We start from the raw sequence: 16,476 nt of genomic DNA on the forward strand, positions 1-16,476 counted from the left end.
TTAATCCTCGGGCGCCATCTCGTCCCAGAACGCGACGATGGCGGTGTAGTTCAGCGCCGACATCCAGCCATGCCGCTCGAAATCATCCCGCGCCGCCGCACTTTCCAGTTGCGTCAGGAACAGCCGCTTGTCCGCATCGCGCTGCGTCGGCGTGCGCGCCGCCGCCAGATCGCGCACCCGCGCCAGCTTGGCGCCGCGTTCGCTGGTCACAGGACGCGGCGCATCTGCCGGTTTGTAATCATCGCGCAGGGCTGCCGTCAGATAGCCGACCGGATTCTGGACAGCGCCCTGCCCCACCACATAGGCCAGCTTCTGGCTGACATGTTCGGCCCCGTGTTCACTGACCCATTGCCGCGCCAACCGGTCACTGACCCCCAGATCGCGCAGCCGCCCGTACACCGGCGTGTTGCGCAGCCCCTCGCCGTCGTCCAGATCAAGGATCGCCAGTTGCGGGTTCTCGGCAATATGAAACCGGATCTCCACCACCTCGCGCCCGCGCTTGCGCACTTCGGGCGTCACCACGATGTTTGATGTCTTGTTTACCTCGGCCACGCTGGGTTTGATGACTTTGGCGTTCAGATGTTTGTAGCTTTGGTAATAGGGGCTGTCGTCCACCCCCATCAGACGGCGGAACAGGTCCAGCGACCACCAGCCGGTGCTTTTGGTGCGCACAAAACGATAGCAATTCTCGTACAGCGCCAGCGCGTGGCCACTGGTGAACCGCCGCTGGATGTTCAGATTGATCAGCGCAAAGACCTTGGGATCGTTCAGCTTGGCCGCCAGTGCGGGCGAATAGGCATATTCGCACACGCCCGCCTTCAGCTTGGCATAGCTCAACAGGCTGGACACGCCCCATTCCTGCTGGCCCTTGTCGTCCAGCATGTCCCATTCGGCCACAGTCTCTGCAAGGCCGCGCAGAGACTGTTTCAGCGTGTCCATATCGTTTGAATTATACCCGATCATCATGCACAGGGTGCGCGCATCAATCAGATGGGTCTGCTGGTCGGTCAGCGTGTCATAGGCGTTCAGCAACAGCACATTCGACAGCTTGCGCTGCAACAATGTCAATTTGCCCGACACATGGATCGCCGCCACATGTTTTTTCACCGCCCCGCGCCGCAAGGCACCGGTCAGCTGGTCGCGTGGAATATCTTCTGTTCTGCCTGTGCCTATGGCCAAAGGTTTGATTCCTTCTTGTGCCGCCTGCCCCACTATCGCGTGTTCCAGTACCCGTCGACAAGCATTTTCTGGATACCTTTGACAGACAGGCTTTCCACGGGCGCGCGTGATCTATAGGTACCCGTTTACAGGCTTGGCTGACTCTGCTGGCAGGACGATCTGGTGGAATGTGACCCTAAACAGCCCAATACCGTGGTCGGACACCCCAAAACCCGCGAATCGCACCCCTTTATCCTGTATCTGGGTCCCCCTGGGCCTGTTTCCGGGCGCCTTTGAACCTGTATTCAGGCACCCATGTTTGCGTAAATCTTTGACTTCCTGTCTGAAATTAGGCGCAAAGATTCTAAATATCTAAAAGATTCTACAACTATCTGTGTCGTTTTCTCTGATATGAACAAGGAGAAGGGGCCGGAACAAAGTTGCGATTCACTTCGTACTCCTGATGTGCGATGATATGGGCAACATCGCGCAAACTTGCATACATCCGAGGGTTCATGACAACTTCAGGCAAACCAACCCCACCCCCCTATTTCAACATTGATCCGGCCACCGCCGCATCGCATCTGTCCGACCCTATCGACACGTTGCGATTCGCAAAAGCCGCGACCTTTGCCGCCAAGGGCCGCGACGATCTGGCCAAGCGTGGCTATTCCCCCGACGGGCGCAAACGTCTGCGCAAGTTTTCGACATGGGAAGTCTGCCGCTATCTGCTCGACATCGCCCCCGCCCACCTGCGCCGCGTGCTCAAGGCACACGAGGATCTGCCGCAGGGCACGGGTGAGGGCAACTCCAAATGGTTCACATTGGAAGAGGTGCTGGCGCTGCGCGAACATTTCGCCACCGAAGGGTCCGCCGCCAAGCAATACAAATCCTTCCGCCCCAAGGGGCAACCGGCCAAGGTCATCGCCGTTGCCAACTTCAAGGGCGGCGTTGGCAAGACTTCGACAGCGGCGCATCTGGCGATGTCCGCCGCTCTCGACGGCTACCGCGTTCTGGTGATCGACCTCGACAGCCAGGGCTCCATGACCTCGATCATGGGCGGCAAGGTCGAGGACGAATGGCAAACCGCCTTTCCCCTGCTGGCGCGCGACTATGCCCGCCATGTGCAGGCCGAGAATGCCAACCGACGCCTTGCGGGCACCACCGAACTGCCGCTTGACGAAACCTTAACCGAAAGCCTTGAGGTTTCGCCGCGAAACCTGATCCAGCCAACGCACTGGCCCAACATTGATCTGATCGGCGCGCAGCTGAACCTGTACTGGGCCGAATTCCAGGTGCCGGTCTGGCGGATGCAGGCGCGGTCATGGCCGCTGTGGGACGCGCTGACCAACGCCCTGCAATCGGACCAGATACTAGAGGACTATGACATCATCCTGCTCGATACGCCCCCTGCCCTTGGCTACCTGACGATCAACGCCCTGTCGGCGGCTGACATCCTGCTGGTGCCTTTGGGCGCGTCCTTCCTGGAGTTCGATTCGACGGGCCGGTTTTTTGACATGCTCTATTCCACCTTTGCCAGCATCGAAGAGGGCGAAAACCGTCTGCGCCGTCAGGACGGGATGCCGGAAATGAAATTCGAATGGGACGCCGTGCGCGCCCTGATCACCCGTTTTGACGCCGCCCAGCAGACCGATCTGGCCAATGTGATTCAGGCCTATTTTGGCGACTTCATGACCACCTACCGGCAGGAACTGACCGCCATGGTCGGGCAGGCGGGCGAGCAGGTGAACGGCATTTACGAGGCGGATTACCGCGAGTTCAACCGCGATACCTATGTGCGGGGTCGCGAGACTTTTGACCGCACCTGGGCCGAGATCAAGGAGATCCTGTTGGGCACATGGTGGCGCGATATGCAGATGGAGGCACATGAGAATGGCAAAGCGTAGACGGCTGGAGGCACCCAGCACCGACGACCTGAGCAGGATCGAAGAAGAGTTTCGCCGCGAAACCTCACCCCGCAAAACCGGCGGCGCGCCCATCGCACAGGTCGCCGCAGAAAGCACCGAGGCGATGGTTGCAGGCGCACAGGCCCGCGATTCCTCTGACGCCAAAGCCATGCGCGAGGCGCGGGAAAAGGGGCTGGTGATCCTTGAAATTCCGCTGGACCAGATCCAGCCCGACGCGATGATCCGCGACCGCACGGTGCTGATCGCGGAAGAGATGACCGAGCTTCAGGACTCGATCGCGCTAAACGGTCTGCGCCTGCCGATCGAGGTATTTGCCCTGCCAGATGCCCGGCCCGACGGTCCGCGCTATGGTGTGCTGTCCGGCTATCGCCGCATGAAGGCGGTGCAGCATCTTTTTGACCTGACCGAGCAGGAAAAATACGCCACCATCCGCGCCATCCTGCGCGACCCTGACCAGATGGGCGGCGCCTTTGCCGCGATGATCGAAGAGAACGAAATTCGTGCCTCGCTCAGCCATTTTGAACGGGGGCGGATCGTGGTGATCGCGGTGCATCAGGGATCGTTCGTCAACGTCGAAGAGGCGGTAAACGTGCTGTTCCCCTCGGCGTCCAAGGCCAAACGCAGCAAGATCCGGTCTTTTGCGCTGATCTTTGAAGAGCTGGGGGACATGCTGAAATTTCCCGAGACGCTGAAAGAGAAGGAAGGTCTGCGGCTGGCGCAGGCCTTGCGTCAGGGCGGCGAGGCGCGGTTGCGCGAGGTGCTGGCTTCGGATGAACCCGACACGCCGGCCGAGGAAGCCGCGTTGTTGGCGCTGGCGCTGAGTGCCTTTGATGACGTGCCAAAGGACAGCCGAAAGGGCGGGCGGCCGGTGGCAAAGCTGCCGGTGCCGGGCTGGCAGGATGCGCGGACGCTGACCTTGTCCAGCGGCATCACCTTGCACCGCGCGTCGGATTCGCAGGGCTATCTGATCCGGTTTACGGGCAGGGGGCTAAGCTCTGATTTGATGGATTCGGTGATGGTCGAGTTGCAAAACCTGCTGGAGAAACCCTGAGGTTTCGCGGCGAAACCCAAAGCGCGCAGCCCGTCGCGGGCGTCGCGGATCGGAACGGGGCGGGGCAGGGCGGCCGGAATTCGGCCGGTCGGTCCCACAGTTCTTGGCCGTCGAGCAGGGACAGAGGGGCGCGGTGCCATCCGAAAGTTGCCCTTCGGGTCGCGGCGTTCAGAAAGCTTGAAATCAAGGGTGTTTCCCTGTTTGTCGATTGCCGGTTACAAATACGTTCCATCGCCTTTTACTTTTTCATAGGTTTCATCCATTCGCCATGAATGGACGGAGCGCGCTTTCCGGCGATGGGTTTTTCGGCTTTCGCACCCGCAAGATTATTGGACATGATTGGATTGCGCATATCGAGGCGGTTTTCATATCATATCTGGGGAAAAAGCGCCGCCATGACATTTTCCCGGCCGGATCACACCGGGGTCATCAACATGTTACCCCGGACATCACCTGAACGGTCCTGACCCACGCGCAGGTTTCGAGCGATGACCGGCCCGAACGTGATGACCCGTCGCTGTATTGCAGCTCTGACGGCGTACGAGGTCGTGGCGCTCCCATGACGAACTTGTCCCCTCTCGGGATCATGCTGCGCATAACCCTGCCGGGCAGGGCATAATGCTTCCTTCCATTCCTGAGAAAGGATCGCACCATCAAACCATGGGATCAAACACCTAGTTTGGACCCTGGCTGTCATGGCGGGTTTCTGGAATCTGTATCGTAGATTGTTTCGGCAATGCATAATTCTCTTGCCACGGGCGGATTGCTGTCATTTATCTGGTATCTGTTAATGAATGATGGTGGGAGCCACATGCAGGTTAGTGTTCGCGACAATAATGTTGATCAAGCCCTTCGGGTCTTGAAGAAAAAGCTTCAGGGCGAAGGCGTGTTCCGTGAAATGAAGCTGAAGCAGCATTTCGAGAAGCCGTCTGAGAAAAAAGCGCGACAGCAAGCTGAAGCGATCCGTCGGGCGCGCAAGTTGGCGCGTAAGAAATTGGAACGTGAAGGCATGTAAATCATGCTTCATTTTGGTGAATGACGAAACGCCCGCAGCCTTCTGGTTGCGGGCGTCTTGGTTTGGCTTTGTCAGGTTGTTATGTCGCGCCTTGACCAAGATCCGCGTCCCGATCAGGCCAAGCAATCTTGGCCGCATAGTTGTTCCAAAGGCTGAACGCGTCAGCCCGAAATTGGCGGTAGGATGCTGCGGAAAAGCGGTGGCGCTTTGGACGTAAGATTAATGGGTCCAGACCCTAATCGTGGACGGATAGAAAACGCTGCGCCTTGTGTAGAGATTTGAAACGACCCATGCATTGCCCGGCAGTGGTTTGCTTGCATACCATGAGAGGGATATTTTCTCTTCGTCGTGTGTGTCGATGCGACGCCTCTGATCGGTTGTTCAACCCTTTGTGGGAACGATGATCGACGCTTGGGCACGTCAATAACCTGACAAAGCCCCTTAGGCCCGCATCCGCGATGTTTTGCGGGTGGTGTGCAAGCGCCGCAGGAAGGCCAGAACAAAGATCGTTGTCAGGATCAGCACAATGGTCGGGGCCGGTGCGCTGTCGAGGAAAAAACTGGCATAGGTTCCCAGCAGCATCGACGCCGTACAGACCGCGACAGACACGGCCATCATCGGGCCAAAGCTGCGCACCGTCAGAAAGGCCACGGCCCCCGGTGTGATCAGCAGGGCAACGGCCAGGATCAGCCCCGTGGCGCTGAGCGTGGCGACGATGGTCAGCGACAGCACAGACAGCAGGCCATAGTGCAGCCAGCCGGTGCGCAACCCGCTGGCCTTGGCCTGTGCAGGGTCAAAGGCGTGCAGCAGCAGGTCTTTCCATTTCAGCAGCAAGAAGGCCGACACGCCGAGCGAGATTGATCCGGCGGTCCACATGTCTTGTGCGCCGACGCCCAGCATGTTGCCGAACAGGACATGGTCGAGGTGTTCATTGGTGGTGATCGAGGTGTACAGGATGATCCCGATGGCGAACATTCCCGAAAACACCACGCCCATGACGGTGTCCTGTTTCACGCGGCTGTTGTGCGACAGATAGCCGGTGAGCAGCGCGCAGGTCATGCCCGCGCCAAAGGCTCCCACGATCAATGGCAGGCCGGTCATCCACGCGAGCACAACGCCGGGCAGCACCGCATGGCTGACGGCATCGCCCATCAGCGCCCAACCCTTGAGCACCAGAAAGCAGGACAACAGCGCGGTCGGCGGCGCGACCAGAAGGCAGATCCAGAAGGCGTTCTGCATGAAAGGAAACTGGAACGGCAGCAGGGCGGCGTCGATCATGGCAGCGCTTTCTTGTCGGATTGGGACTGGGGCAGGGGCACAGGGCGCAGGGCCTGTGCTGCCTTGCGGCGGGCTGCAAGGGTGCCGTGTTTGGGGGCAAAGACAAAAGCAGTCAGGAATATCACTGTTTGCAGCACCACAATGACACCGCCGGTGGCACCATCAAGAAAGTAGCTGATATAGGCACCAAGGAAGCTGGTCACCGTCCCGATCAGCACCGAAACGACAATCAGGCGTGGAAACCTGTCACACAGCAGATAGGCGGTGGCCCCCGGTGTCACCACCAGTGCAATCACCAGAAATGCGCCCACCGTCATCATCGCCGCGACGATGGCCGCCGACAGCAGCATGAAGAAAACAGAACGCAAAAGGTCGGGGTGCAGACCGATCGAGCGCGCGTGGTTTTCGTCAAAGAACACAACCATCAGGTCTTTCCATTTGGCCAGCAGGACAACCAGCGACACCGTGCCGATAATGGCCAGTTGCAGCGTGTCGTCGGGGGTAATGGCCAGGATATTGCCCATGATGATGGTCTGGATGCTGACCGCCATCGGCGACAGCGACACCATGAACAGCCCAAGTCCGAAGAAAGAGGTAAAGATGATGCCGATGATCACGTCGATTTTCAGACCCGAACGGCCCGATAGAAACAACATCGCCCCCGCCGCCAGCCCGCCCGAGATGAACGCGCCAAGGGCAAAGGGCAGGCCCAGCATATAGGCGCCCGCCACGCCGGGCACGACCGAGTGACTGAGGGCATCCCCGATCAGCGACCAGCCCTTGAGCATCAGATAGCAGGACAAGAAGGCGCAAACGCCCCCGACCAGCGCCGAGACCCACATGGCGTTGAACATATAGCCGTAGCTGAAGGGTTCGAGCAGGGTGTCGATCATGCGTCTTCCTCGGCCGCTTTGCGTTCGCCGTAGTGGACAAAGGGGCGTTCGTCGTCGGTGATGATGCGGATTTCGCGCGGGTCGTCGTCGTCGTGCAGCTCTTGCCCGCCCAGTGTGAAATGGCGCAGCACGCCCCCGAAGGCTTTTTCAAGGTTCTCGCGGGTAAAGGTGGTTTCGGTCAGACCATAGGCCAGAACCGTGCCCTTGATCAGCACGGTGCGGTCGCAGAAATCAGGCACCGAGCCCAGATTGTGCGTCGAAACCAGCATGACGCGGCCCTCGTCGCGCAATTCGCGCAGCAGCTGGGTGATCTGGTCCTCGGTCTTGACATCAACGCCGGTGAACGGCTCGTCCAGCAGGATCACGCGGCCGTCCTGTGCCAATGCGCGGGCCAGAAACACGCGTTTGCGCTGGCCGCCGGACAATTCGCCAATCTGGCGGTGGCGAAATTCGGTCATGTTGACCCGTTCCAGCGCCTGCGCGACCCGCGCGTGATCCTCGCGGCTGGGGCGGCGCAGGAATCCCATGTGGCCATATCGGCCCATCATCACCACATCTTCGACAAGCACGGGAAAGGCCCAGTCGACCTCTTCGGATTGCGGCACATAGGCCACCAGATTTTCGCGCAGAGCATCCTTGACGGTGCGGCCCAACAGGCGGATTTCGCCGCGTGCGGCGGGGACAAACCCCATAATCGCCTTGAACAGGGTCGATTTGCCGGCCCCGTTCACCCCGACCAGCGCAGTGATGGTGCCGCGCGGAATTTCAAAGCTGGCGTCATGCAATGCCGTGTGGCCGTTGCGATAGGTCACCGTCACATTGCGCGCAGAGATGCCCGCGCCATCGGTTTCGTCCGGGGTTGTGCCGTCAGCAGATTTGTCGGCCAAGCGATGGTCCTCCGATAAGTTGCGCAATTTGCGCTGTTATGTATTCCCTGCCCGTGGTCGGGATGCAAACCGTGCCGGGCGGCCCGTCGACCACCCGGCTTGCTGAATCACCTGGCGCAGCGTCAGTTCATGTTTTGTGTCAGCCCGTCCGCGATGGTCTGTGCCGTGACTTTTAGCAGGTCGACATAGCTTGGCACGGCGCCATCGGCTTCGGTCAGGCTGTCGACATAAAGAACGCCGCCATAAGCGGCACCGGTTTCGCGGGCGACCTGTTCGGCGGGCGAAGTGTTAACCGTGCTTTCGCAGAACACCACAGGAATGTTGTTTTTCCTGACCCCGTCGATGACCGACCGCACCTGTTGCGGTGTGCCCACCTGATCGGCGTTGATCGGCCATAGGTACAGTTCCTTCATGCCAAAGTCGTGGGCAAGGTAGCTGAATGCGCCCTCGCAGGTGACCAGCCACCGCTGATCTTCGGGTACCTGCGCAATCTCGTCGCGCAGCGGCCCGATGGCATCGCGGATTTCGGTTTTATAGGCCTCTGCATTCGCCAGATAGGTTTCGGCATTCTCCGGGTCATATTCGGCAAAAGCATCTGCGATATTGTCGACGTAGATCAGCGCGTTATCCAAACCCATCCACGCGTGCGGGTTGGCCTTGCCCTCGTAGGATCCGGCGGTGATTGCAATGGGTTCGATGCCGTCGGTCAGCGTCACGGACGGGATGTCGCCAAGGTTTGACAGGAACTGTTCGAACCACCGTTCCAGATTCAGCCCGTTCCACAGGATCAGATCGGCATCGCTGGCGCGCACGATGTCCTGAGGGGTTGGCTGGTAGCCGTGGATTTCGGCGCCCGGTTTGGTGATCGACACGACGTCGGCGGTGTCGCCTGCAACGTGCTGGGCCATGTCGGCCAGAACGGTAAAGGTGGTCACGGCCTTGAACTTTTTGTCAGCGGCCTGTGCGCCGGTGCTCAGCGCGAACACGGATGTCGTCGCAAGTGCAATGGCAAGAGCGCGGGGAGCAAGTCGGATCATGTATTACCTCTGAGTCGGGTTGATGAAAATGCGAAGCACTCGCAACTTGTATTGCTATTGCGAAGCATTCGCAAGAGCGGATCGGGATTTGTTGTTTTACTGGCCCAAAGGCTGCACGCGGCGAAAATTGCAGCAAGGCGTGCGTCCTGTATTCGGGTCAAAATGTCCCGTGCAGGCGCGGCGGTTGAAAAAACAGCGGACAGCCTGTCCTGCGCAATAAATTTCCTGCGAACGGGGTCTGGCGCTGTGGAAAGTGACCTGACACTCTATGCGCGAGGACGGCTGGGTGTGCCCATCCGCAGGGGGAGGGGACCATACAGTATGGTCGATTTATGGAGCGGTCTGGCGCAAGCGTTCTGGCTGGTCGTGACGCTGGATGGCGAATTGGTCGAGATCGCCTTGCGGTCGCTGCGCGTGACGCTGAGTGCGCTGGTCGTGGCCTGTGTGATTGCCTTGCCGCTGGCGGCCTTTGTCGCTGTCAAACGGTTTCGCGCGCGGCGGTTCGTGATTGCCATCCTGAACGCGCTGATGGGGCTGCCGCCGGTGGTGGTGGGGCTGATCGTCTATGTGTTCCTGTCGCGGTCGGGACCGCTGGGGGTCATGGGGCTGCTGTTCACGCCCACGGCGATGATCATCGCTCAGACCATCATCATCGTGCCGCTGATCGCGTCGATTGCGCACCAGTCGATCCGCGACCTTTGGCAGGAATACCATGATCTTCTGATTTCGATGAACGTCACGCAGGGGCAAAAGATCCGCACGCTGCTGTGGGATTGCCGCCGCGCCTTGTTGACGGCGGCGCTGGCCGGATTTGGACGCGCGATTGGCGAGGTGGGTGCGATCATGATTGTGGGGGGCAACATCGACCACGCCACGCGGGTGCTGACCACGGCGATTGCGCTGGAAACCGGCAAGGGCGAATTCGCGCTGGCGCTGGCCCTGGGGTTTGTGCTGATCGGGCTGGCTGTGGCGGTCAATCTGGCGATCCACTGGCTGGGCCGGACCGAACGCGAGGGGGCATGGTGATGCAGCTGTTCCCGATGACGGCCAGGGGGATCGAAAGCCGCAGGCGCGGGCAGGTTCTGGTGGGGCCGATTGATCTGACACTGGACGGAACCGGCGCCTGTGTGGTGGTCGGGCCGAACGGTGCGGGCAAGACCACGCTGTTGCACCTGTTGCACGGCACTGCGCGGTTGTCGGCGGGGCGGATCGACTGGGCCTGTGACACCGAGGAAGCGCGCCACCATCAGGGGTTTGTGTTTCAGCGCCCGGTGATGTTGCGCCGCACGGTGATGCAGAACCTGATCTATCCGTTGCGCCTGCGCGGGATACCATTGGGCGAAGCGCGGGCCCGCGCGCGCGACTGGGCGGCACGGGTGGGGCTGGAGAAGTTTCTGGACCGCGCCGCGCCGGTGCTGTCGGGGGGCGAGCAGCAAAAGCTGGCGCTGGCGCGGGCGCTGATATCAGAGCCTAAAGTGCTGTTTCTTGACGAACCCTGTGCCGCGCTGGATGGCCGCGCCACCCGCGAGATCGAGGAAATTCTGACACATGCGAAATCCACCGGTACGCGGTTGATCCTGTCCACGCATGACATGGGACAGGCCCGGCGGCTGGCGGACGATGTGCTGTTCCTGCTGGGCGGGCGCATTCATGAAAGCGGCCCGGCAGAGACATTTTTCAACCGGCCCGAAACGCCACAGGCGCGGGCTTTTCTAAGAGGAGACATCGTGGAATGATGAAACGGATTGCATTGACGCTGGCGGCGCTGGCCATCGGCACCGCCGCACAGGCGACGGACGTGATGAAAATGGCGGTGACGACGTCGTTCAACAACTCGGGACTGGCCGAGGTGCTGCTGCCCGAGATCAAGAAGGATCTGGATCTGGATGTTCAGTTGCTGGTTGTCGGCACCGGTCAGGCAATCAAACTGGGCGAGGCGGGCGATGTCGATGCCATTCTGGTCCATTCGCGCAAGGCCGAAGAAGCGTTTGTCGATGCCGGGTTTGGTACACATCGCACCGAGATTATGTACAATGATTTCGTGTTCATCGGCCCGTCGGAAGACCCAGCAGGCATCAAGGATGCCGACGCTGCCGCCACCGCGTTGACAGCGATTGCCGAGGCCGAGGCGCCTTTCGTCAGCCGTGGCGATGACAGCGGGACGCACAAGAAAGAGCTGTCGCTGTGGAAAGCGGCGGGTCTGGACCCCACTGGCTTTGGTGACTGGTACAAGGCCGTCGGTGCCGGCATGGGGGCCGCGCTGAACACCGCGTCGGGCATTCCGGCCTACATCATGTCGGACCGCGCAAGCTGGCTGAACTTTGGCAACAAGGGCGATCTGGAACTGCTGTATGCGGGCGATCCGGTGCTGTTCAACCAATACGCCTATCTGCCCGTGAACCCTGAAAAGCACGCCCATGTCAAAACCGAACTGGTCGACAAGCTTGAGGCGTGGCTGGTGTCGGACCGCGCGGCGACGTTGATCAACGATTACAAGATCAACGGCGAAACGCTGTTCGTGTTCAACGCCAAGGCGGCGGAATAACCCCGCATCAGTGACACATCGCGCCCCTGTAACGGGGCGCGGTGGCGCTATTCCGGCAGGTCGCCGTGAATGGCGAACTGTTCCAGCCCGGCATCCTGCGGCTGGATCACGCGAAAGCTTTCGCGCACACCCGCGTCGGTCAGCTCGCGCGCCACGGTCAGCAGGGTGTTGGCGTCGTGGTCGGCGCACATGTCCATCATCTGCGCCAGCTCCTCGGCGGCGACGGGGCGGGCGGCGTCCACGTCCGGTGCGCCGTAATAGGTGACGAAATGCTGTGCCAGCATGTCGGTCAGCGTGGCAATCTCGGACGGCTCAACTTGCGTCACCGCGACGAATGTCACGCGGCCAAAGGTTTCCAGCCCCAGCCAGCCGTTGGCAAAGGCCTGTCGCGCCTTGCCGGTCAGGTCGCCGTCGGTCCAGTCGGAAAACTCGAACCCGCCCGACACGCACCATTCCCCGGTCCGCGCGGGGCTGGAAAACACGTTCATGTCGCTTTCGTCGAAATGGATCGCGCGCGCAAGTTTGCGCAGGTCGGGCTGGGTCACGGGCTGGGCTCCAATATGGCGGTCAGCGGGATCAAGTGGGTGGTGTCGGCGTCGCGCAAGAGCAGGCCAAAGTGTTCGTCGACGCCAAGATAGGTGCCGGTTTTGCCGTCTTGGGTTGTTTCTTCGCCGATGCCGTAGGCCAGCCCGCGCCATTCGCTGTGCAGGGGGGCGACGCCCTCGCTGTCCCAGCGGTTGATCCAGTGCAGGCTGTGGCGGGCCCATGCCTCGACCAGTGCGGGCGGGGACACTTCGGAGCAGCCTTCGGCATAAAGCGCGGTCTGATCCGGGCGCAGGCCGGTTTCGGCAAGGTCGGGGTCGTCCAGCGGATAGAGCGGCAGGGTGAACCCCACGACCAGCCAGTCGGGCACCGCGTCGGGGTCGGTGGTCGAGGCGATGCAGCGGAACCGCCCGCACGCCGCGTTGTTGATGCGAATGCCGCCGTCCCAATCCAGATGCACGGCAATCTCGGGCGGGGCCAGCGCGCCCAATGCGTTCTGAAAGCCGATGCCACACAGCGGCAGCATCGCCATGGCGTCGCGCAAGGGCACCTCGGGCGCAAAGACCAATGCGGCCTGCACCATGTGACCGGCCAGCGCATAGACCACCAGCCCCGCGTCACAGCCCATCGCGGCGCGCATGGCGGCGTGTTCGAACGCATCCGTGGCCACGGGTTCCCCCCACAGCAGCGGCGGAAAGGTCAGCATTTCGGTCATGCGTGGCCGCCGTCGATCAGTTGGCGGGCGATGGCCTGAAAGCTGGCCGCCTGCGCGCTGTCGGGCTGGCTGACGGTGATCGGCGCGCCGCCGTCCGAGGCAAGGCGGATTTGCAGGTCCAGCGGCACCTCGGCCAGCAGGGGCACGCCCATCTTGGCCGCTTCCGCCGCCACGCCGCCGTGGCCGAACACATGTTCCTCGTGGCCGCAGTTGGTGCAGATGTGCGTGGACATGTTTTCGATCATGCCGATGATCGGCACCTTGAGCTGGTTGAACATATCAATGCCCTTGCGGGCGTCCAGCAGGGCGACATCCTGCGGGGTCGAGACGATGATCGCCCCGTCCACCTGCGCCTTTTGCGCCAGCGTCATCTGCACGTCGCCGGTGCCGGGGGGCAGGTCGACGATCAGCACATCCAGCGCGCCCCATTGCACCTGGGTCATCATCTGTTGCAGCGCGCCCATCAGCATCGGGCCGCGCCAGACCACGGCCTGATCCTCGTTGGTCATCAGGCCGATGGACATCATCGTGACACCGTGGTTGCGCATCGGCAGGATCGTCTTGCCATCGGGCGAGGCGGGCCGGCCGGACACGCCCAGCATCCGCGGCTGGCTGGGGCCGTAAACATCGGCGTCCAGCAGGCCGACACGCCGCCCCTGTTGCGCCAAGGCGCAGGCCAGGTTGGCGGATACGGTGGATTTGCCCACCCCGCCCTTGCCCGAGGCGACGGCCAGGATACGGTCGATGCCGGGGATTTTCTGCGGGCCTTTGGGTTCGGCGGCGCGTTGCGGTTTCAGGTCGGGGGGCGGGGCCTTTTCGCTGTGGCCGGTCAGCACGATGGACACTTTGCCGATGCCATCGACCTGCGCCAGCGCGGCCTCGGCCTGTGCTTTGGCCTCGCTGTAGGCGTCGGCCAGTGCGGGCGGGATTTCCATGACGAAACGCACCGCGCCGGTGTCATCGACGTTCAGCGCGCGCATCACGCCGCTGGCGACGATGTCGGTGTCGGTTGCCGGATCATTGACGGTCTTGAGCGCGGTCAGAACCGCCTCTCTGGTGGCTGCCACGGTTTATTCCTGTTCTGCGTCTGGCGCGGTGATGGTGCCGGTGACCTCGTGGGTCATGCCCAGTTCGGGGATGGTGATGACGGCGCGCACCGGCACGGCCTGACCGGCGACGGCACCCTCGCGCATGGCCTTTTCGATGGCCTGCTGCGAGGTCACGCCGACCTGTTTGAGAAACTTGCGCATCGACATGTTGAAGTCATCGCTCATTGGGGTGGCTCCCTGTGTTCGGGCGGATCAGTGATCGCGCCGCTTGCTAAGGTAATCGTCGGTTGTGCGGGGGCGGGGGCGCTCGGCGCCCGCCAGCGGGTTGTTGGCGCTGTGATACTGCGCGTTGATGCGGCAATCATCACACATCTGGATCATGCGCAACTTGCCCTCGTCCGCGAACATGGAATGGTTGCGCAGTTTGTCGGTGATCCGGTCGATGGTGGATTTCACGCCAAAGAGCGTGCCGCATTCGACGCAAGGGAACGGCTCTTCCTCGTGCAGCACGCGCTGTTCCAGTGCCGCGCCGGTCAGGTTCAGCTGCGGGGCAAGGGTGATCGCATCCTCGGGGCAGATGTTGGCGCACAGGCCGCATTGCAGACAGGCGTCTTCCTGAAAGCGCAGTTGCGGCAGGTCGGGATTGTCGCCCAATGCGCCCGAGGGGCACAGTGACACGCAGGACAGGCACAGGGTGCAGGCGTCACTGTCGACCAAAACGGCACCATAAGGCGCACCGGCGGGCAATGGCAGCACGTCGGCGTTGGGGTGCAGGGCGCGCGCAGCCTGACGGGTGATCTGGCGGCGGGTGCCCATGGGGCGCACGGGACTGGCCACGGGGGCGGGGGGCGTGCCGTTATACAGCGTGTCGGACATGGCGTCAGGGTCGGGCGTGTCGATCAGCTGCACGCGGGCGTCGCCACCGATGGCGCGGGCCAGTGCGATTTGGGTTTCGATCGCGTCGCGGTCCGATTTCGGCCCCAACAGCAGGCTGACGTCCGCGAAACCGGCGGCCAGCGCCGCCAGCGCCTCGGCATGGCCAAAGGCGGCGAGGGCGGGCAGGGCCATGGGGATCACATCGGCCGGCAAGCCGCGCCCGTGGCGGGCCGACAGGCGGATCATTTCGGAACCAAAGGTGTCGTCGTGGACCAGCAGGCGGGGGGCGGTGCCGCCCGCATCCAGATAGGCGCGCGCCAGCGTCTGCACCCGCAGCATGGTGAAATCGACGGGCGGCGCGTCATAGCTGATGGCACCGGACGGGCAGGCGGCAGAGCACGCCCCGCAGCCTGCGCAGATCATCGGATCAACGCTCACGTAGTCGCCGTCGGGGGTGATTGCGCCGGTCGGGCACAGGTCCAGACAGTTGGTGCAGGCGGTTTGCCCCGCGCGGCTGTGGGCGCACAGCAGAGGTTCGGTGCGCACATACAAGGGTTGTTCAAACGTGCCGACCAGATGCGACGCGGCCAGCACGGCGGCGGCGACGGCAGGCGGGTGGGCCGGATCGGCGCGCAGGTAGCCTTCGCGTTTTTCGTGGACGGGGAACAGCGGCTGCTGCGCGCCACGGAGATCAAGGATCACGTCGCAGTGGCTGATCGCGCCGTCTTGCGGGGCGGTATAGGTCAGGCCGCCACGGCCACCGGGCACGACCTGGCGCAGGGCGTCAATCGTGACCTCGAAGTGCCCCAGCGCGCCCTTGGCCTTGCGCAGGGTGCCGCCGATCACATCGAAATCACGGGTGTCGGGCAGGGGCTGCGACGGGTCGGTCAGCAGGGTGACGGCAAGGTGGTCTTTCAACTGGTACGCCGCCTGCACCGCGGCCTCGCCATTGCCCAAAATCAGGCACAGCCCTTCGGATGTGACATCCAGCGACTTCTCCAGCGGGGCGTTCAGCAGCGCCTCGGATGCGAGGGCGGACATTTTGGGCAGTTTCGACGCGGGGTCATCGGACCAACCGGCCCGATCGCGCAGGTCCAGCAGGGGGGGCGGGGCCACCCCCAGTTCCTCGGCCAGTTCGGTAAAAACACGCGATTCCTGGGTGCAGCAGAAAATTGCATCACCTGCGGTCAATGCAGCCGCAGCAAGGTCGATCTGGCGGGTGCACAGGGCTGAACACGGGGGTGTGACCGCATGGCCAAGGGCGTTTGACAGCGCATCAGAGTCGATGCTTTGCGAACCCTCACAATCACATGTTATCAACGTCTTTGCCATGATTTTTCCCTTGCTGGACACGCCGTTTCGGACGGTTGGCGGATGGCGGTCAGGCCCCAAGCTAGACGGCTTTCGGCCCCACTCACAACCGCAATTCTGCGTGGTTGCACCGCAGGGTTGTACCCGCAGTGGATGCCGCAAAGCAGCATCCGCGTCAGGTGATTCGTTT

The 16,476-nt window shown here is 62.0% G+C and carries 16 protein-coding genes and 2 pseudogenes; 6 read left to right on the forward strand and 12 right to left on the reverse strand.

Annotated features, from left to right (window positions below):
* A complete protein-coding gene (locus DSM107133_RS20085) occupies positions 1–1,179 on the reverse strand; it encodes a replication initiation protein (RefSeq protein WP_240310682.1) in 1,179 nt (392 codons plus the stop codon).
* A gap of 494 nt (positions 1,180–1,673) precedes the next feature.
* On the opposite strand from DSM107133_RS20085, the gene DSM107133_RS20090 reads away from it, so the two are divergent.
* Positions 1,674–3,065, forward strand: a complete 1,392-nt coding sequence (locus DSM107133_RS20090) for an AAA family ATPase (protein WP_114295339.1) — start codon at positions 1,674–1,676, stop codon at positions 3,063–3,065.
* Positions 3,052–4,137 carry a ParB N-terminal domain-containing protein gene (locus DSM107133_RS20095; RefSeq protein WP_114295338.1) on the forward strand — a complete coding sequence of 362 codons (1,086 nt, stop codon included), beginning with the start codon at positions 3,052–3,054 and terminating at the stop codon, positions 4,135–4,137. Before DSM107133_RS20090 ends, DSM107133_RS20095 begins: the two co-directional genes overlap by 14 nt.
* 218 nt (positions 4,138–4,355) lie before the next feature.
* Here DSM107133_RS20095 and DSM107133_RS20100 read toward each other — a convergent pair.
* Positions 4,356–4,433, reverse strand: a pseudogene (locus DSM107133_RS20100) (IS6 family transposase); the annotation flags it as partial.
* A gap of 515 nt (positions 4,434–4,948) precedes the next feature.
* Between DSM107133_RS20100 and rpsU the strand changes: the two are divergent.
* A complete protein-coding gene (rpsU, locus tag DSM107133_RS20105; protein ID WP_114276987.1) occupies positions 4,949–5,152 on the forward strand; it encodes a 30S ribosomal protein S21 in 204 nt (67 codons plus the stop codon).
* A gap of 79 nt (positions 5,153–5,231) precedes the next feature.
* Here the strand turns inward: rpsU and DSM107133_RS20110 are convergent.
* The 5 genes and pseudogenes from DSM107133_RS20110 to DSM107133_RS20130 form a co-directional block, all read right to left on the reverse strand.
* Positions 5,232–5,561: pseudogene (locus tag DSM107133_RS20110) on the reverse strand (hypothetical protein); the annotation flags it as partial.
* 32 nt (positions 5,562–5,593) lie between these two features.
* Entirely contained in the window at positions 5,594–6,430 is an 837-nt protein-coding gene (locus DSM107133_RS20115) for a metal ABC transporter permease (protein ID WP_114295336.1), read from the reverse strand.
* The gene (locus DSM107133_RS20120) at positions 6,427–7,323 is read right to left on the reverse strand and encodes a metal ABC transporter permease (RefSeq protein ID WP_114295335.1); all 897 of its coding nucleotides are present in this window, start codon (positions 7,321–7,323) and stop codon (positions 6,427–6,429) included. The genes DSM107133_RS20115 and DSM107133_RS20120 overlap by 4 nt, the downstream gene beginning before the upstream one ends.
* Positions 7,320–8,156: a manganese/iron ABC transporter ATP-binding protein gene (locus DSM107133_RS20125; RefSeq protein WP_205387918.1), complete on the reverse strand. Its 837-nt coding sequence runs from the start codon at positions 8,154–8,156 to the stop codon at positions 7,320–7,322. The genes DSM107133_RS20120 and DSM107133_RS20125 overlap by 4 nt, the downstream gene beginning before the upstream one ends.
* A gap of 176 nt (positions 8,157–8,332) precedes the next feature.
* Entirely contained in the window at positions 8,333–9,247 is a 915-nt protein-coding gene (locus tag DSM107133_RS20130; RefSeq protein WP_114295333.1) for a metal ABC transporter substrate-binding protein, read from the reverse strand.
* Between the two features lie 321 nt (positions 9,248–9,568).
* Here DSM107133_RS20130 and DSM107133_RS20135 point away from each other — a divergent pair, with 321 nt between their 5' ends.
* The 3 genes from DSM107133_RS20135 to DSM107133_RS20145 are packed head-to-tail and all read left to right on the forward strand — an operon-like array spanning position 9,569 to position 11,792.
* Positions 9,569–10,273, forward strand: a complete 705-nt coding sequence (locus DSM107133_RS20135; protein ID WP_114295332.1) for an ABC transporter permease — start codon at positions 9,569–9,571, stop codon at positions 10,271–10,273.
* A complete protein-coding gene (locus DSM107133_RS20140) occupies positions 10,273–10,983 on the forward strand; it encodes an ATP-binding cassette domain-containing protein (RefSeq protein WP_114295584.1) in 711 nt (236 codons plus the stop codon). The genes DSM107133_RS20135 and DSM107133_RS20140 overlap by 1 nt, the downstream gene beginning before the upstream one ends.
* Positions 10,983–11,792, forward strand: coding sequence for a substrate-binding domain-containing protein (locus DSM107133_RS20145; RefSeq protein ID WP_114295583.1), 810 nt, complete (start codon positions 10,983–10,985; stop codon positions 11,790–11,792). Before DSM107133_RS20140 ends, DSM107133_RS20145 begins: the two co-directional genes overlap by 1 nt.
* 47 nt (positions 11,793–11,839) lie before the next feature.
* Here the strand turns inward: DSM107133_RS20145 and DSM107133_RS20150 are convergent, their stop codons facing one another.
* From DSM107133_RS20150 to DSM107133_RS20170, 5 genes are read right to left on the reverse strand one after another with little or no spacing between them, the layout of a single operon-like run.
* Positions 11,840–12,337 carry a DUF6505 family protein gene (locus tag DSM107133_RS20150; RefSeq protein ID WP_275890972.1) on the reverse strand — a complete coding sequence of 166 codons (498 nt, stop codon included), beginning with the start codon at positions 12,335–12,337 and terminating at the stop codon, positions 11,840–11,842.
* Positions 12,334–13,050, reverse strand: coding sequence for a biotin/lipoate--protein ligase family protein (locus tag DSM107133_RS20155; RefSeq protein ID WP_114295331.1), 717 nt, complete (start codon positions 13,048–13,050; stop codon positions 12,334–12,336). The genes DSM107133_RS20150 and DSM107133_RS20155 overlap by 4 nt, the downstream gene beginning before the upstream one ends.
* Positions 13,047–14,117: an Mrp/NBP35 family ATP-binding protein gene (locus DSM107133_RS20160; protein WP_114295330.1), complete on the reverse strand. Its 1,071-nt coding sequence runs from the start codon at positions 14,115–14,117 to the stop codon at positions 13,047–13,049. The genes DSM107133_RS20155 and DSM107133_RS20160 overlap by 4 nt, the downstream gene beginning before the upstream one ends.
* Positions 14,118–14,120: 3 nt before the next feature.
* The gene (locus DSM107133_RS20165; protein ID WP_114295329.1) at positions 14,121–14,324 is read right to left on the reverse strand and encodes a DUF6494 family protein; all 204 of its coding nucleotides are present in this window, start codon (positions 14,322–14,324) and stop codon (positions 14,121–14,123) included.
* A gap of 27 nt (positions 14,325–14,351) precedes the next feature.
* Positions 14,352–16,307, reverse strand: coding sequence for a 4Fe-4S binding protein (locus DSM107133_RS20170; protein WP_114295328.1), 1,956 nt, complete (start codon positions 16,305–16,307; stop codon positions 14,352–14,354).
* Positions 16,308–16,476: the final 169 nt, after the last annotated feature.

Origin of the sequence: Pseudosulfitobacter sp. DSM 107133, from assembly GCF_022788695.1 — a bacterium.
Taxonomy (GTDB): Bacteria; Pseudomonadota; Alphaproteobacteria; order Rhodobacterales; family Rhodobacteraceae; genus Pseudosulfitobacter.

Coding starts and splice junctions, on each gene's coding strand:
- DSM107133_RS20090 (WP_114295339.1), top strand. CDS start 1,674: ATGACAACTTCAGGCAAACCAACCCCACCCCCCTATTTCAACATTGAT.
- DSM107133_RS20095 (WP_114295338.1), top strand. CDS start 3,052: ATGGCAAAGCGTAGACGGCTGGAGGCACCCAGCACCGACGACCTGAGC.
- rpsU (WP_114276987.1), top strand. CDS start 4,949: ATGCAGGTTAGTGTTCGCGACAATAATGTTGATCAAGCCCTTCGGGTC.
- DSM107133_RS20115 (WP_114295336.1), bottom strand. CDS start 6,430: ATGATCGACGCCGCCCTGCTGCCGTTCCAGTTTCCTTTCATGCAGAAC.
- DSM107133_RS20120 (WP_114295335.1), bottom strand. CDS start 7,323: ATGATCGACACCCTGCTCGAACCCTTCAGCTACGGCTATATGTTCAAC.
- DSM107133_RS20130 (WP_114295333.1), bottom strand. CDS start 9,247: ATGATCCGACTTGCTCCCCGCGCTCTTGCCATTGCACTTGCGACGACA.
- DSM107133_RS20135 (WP_114295332.1), top strand. CDS start 9,569: ATGGTCGATTTATGGAGCGGTCTGGCGCAAGCGTTCTGGCTGGTCGTG.
- DSM107133_RS20140 (WP_114295584.1), top strand. CDS start 10,273: ATGCAGCTGTTCCCGATGACGGCCAGGGGGATCGAAAGCCGCAGGCGC.
- DSM107133_RS20145 (WP_114295583.1), top strand. CDS start 10,983: ATGAAACGGATTGCATTGACGCTGGCGGCGCTGGCCATCGGCACCGCC.
- DSM107133_RS20155 (WP_114295331.1), bottom strand. CDS start 13,050: ATGACCGAAATGCTGACCTTTCCGCCGCTGCTGTGGGGGGAACCCGTG.
- DSM107133_RS20165 (WP_114295329.1), bottom strand. CDS start 14,324: ATGAGCGATGACTTCAACATGTCGATGCGCAAGTTTCTCAAACAGGTC.
- DSM107133_RS20170 (WP_114295328.1), bottom strand. CDS start 16,307: ATGGCAAAGACGTTGATAACATGTGATTGTGAGGGTTCGCAAAGCATC.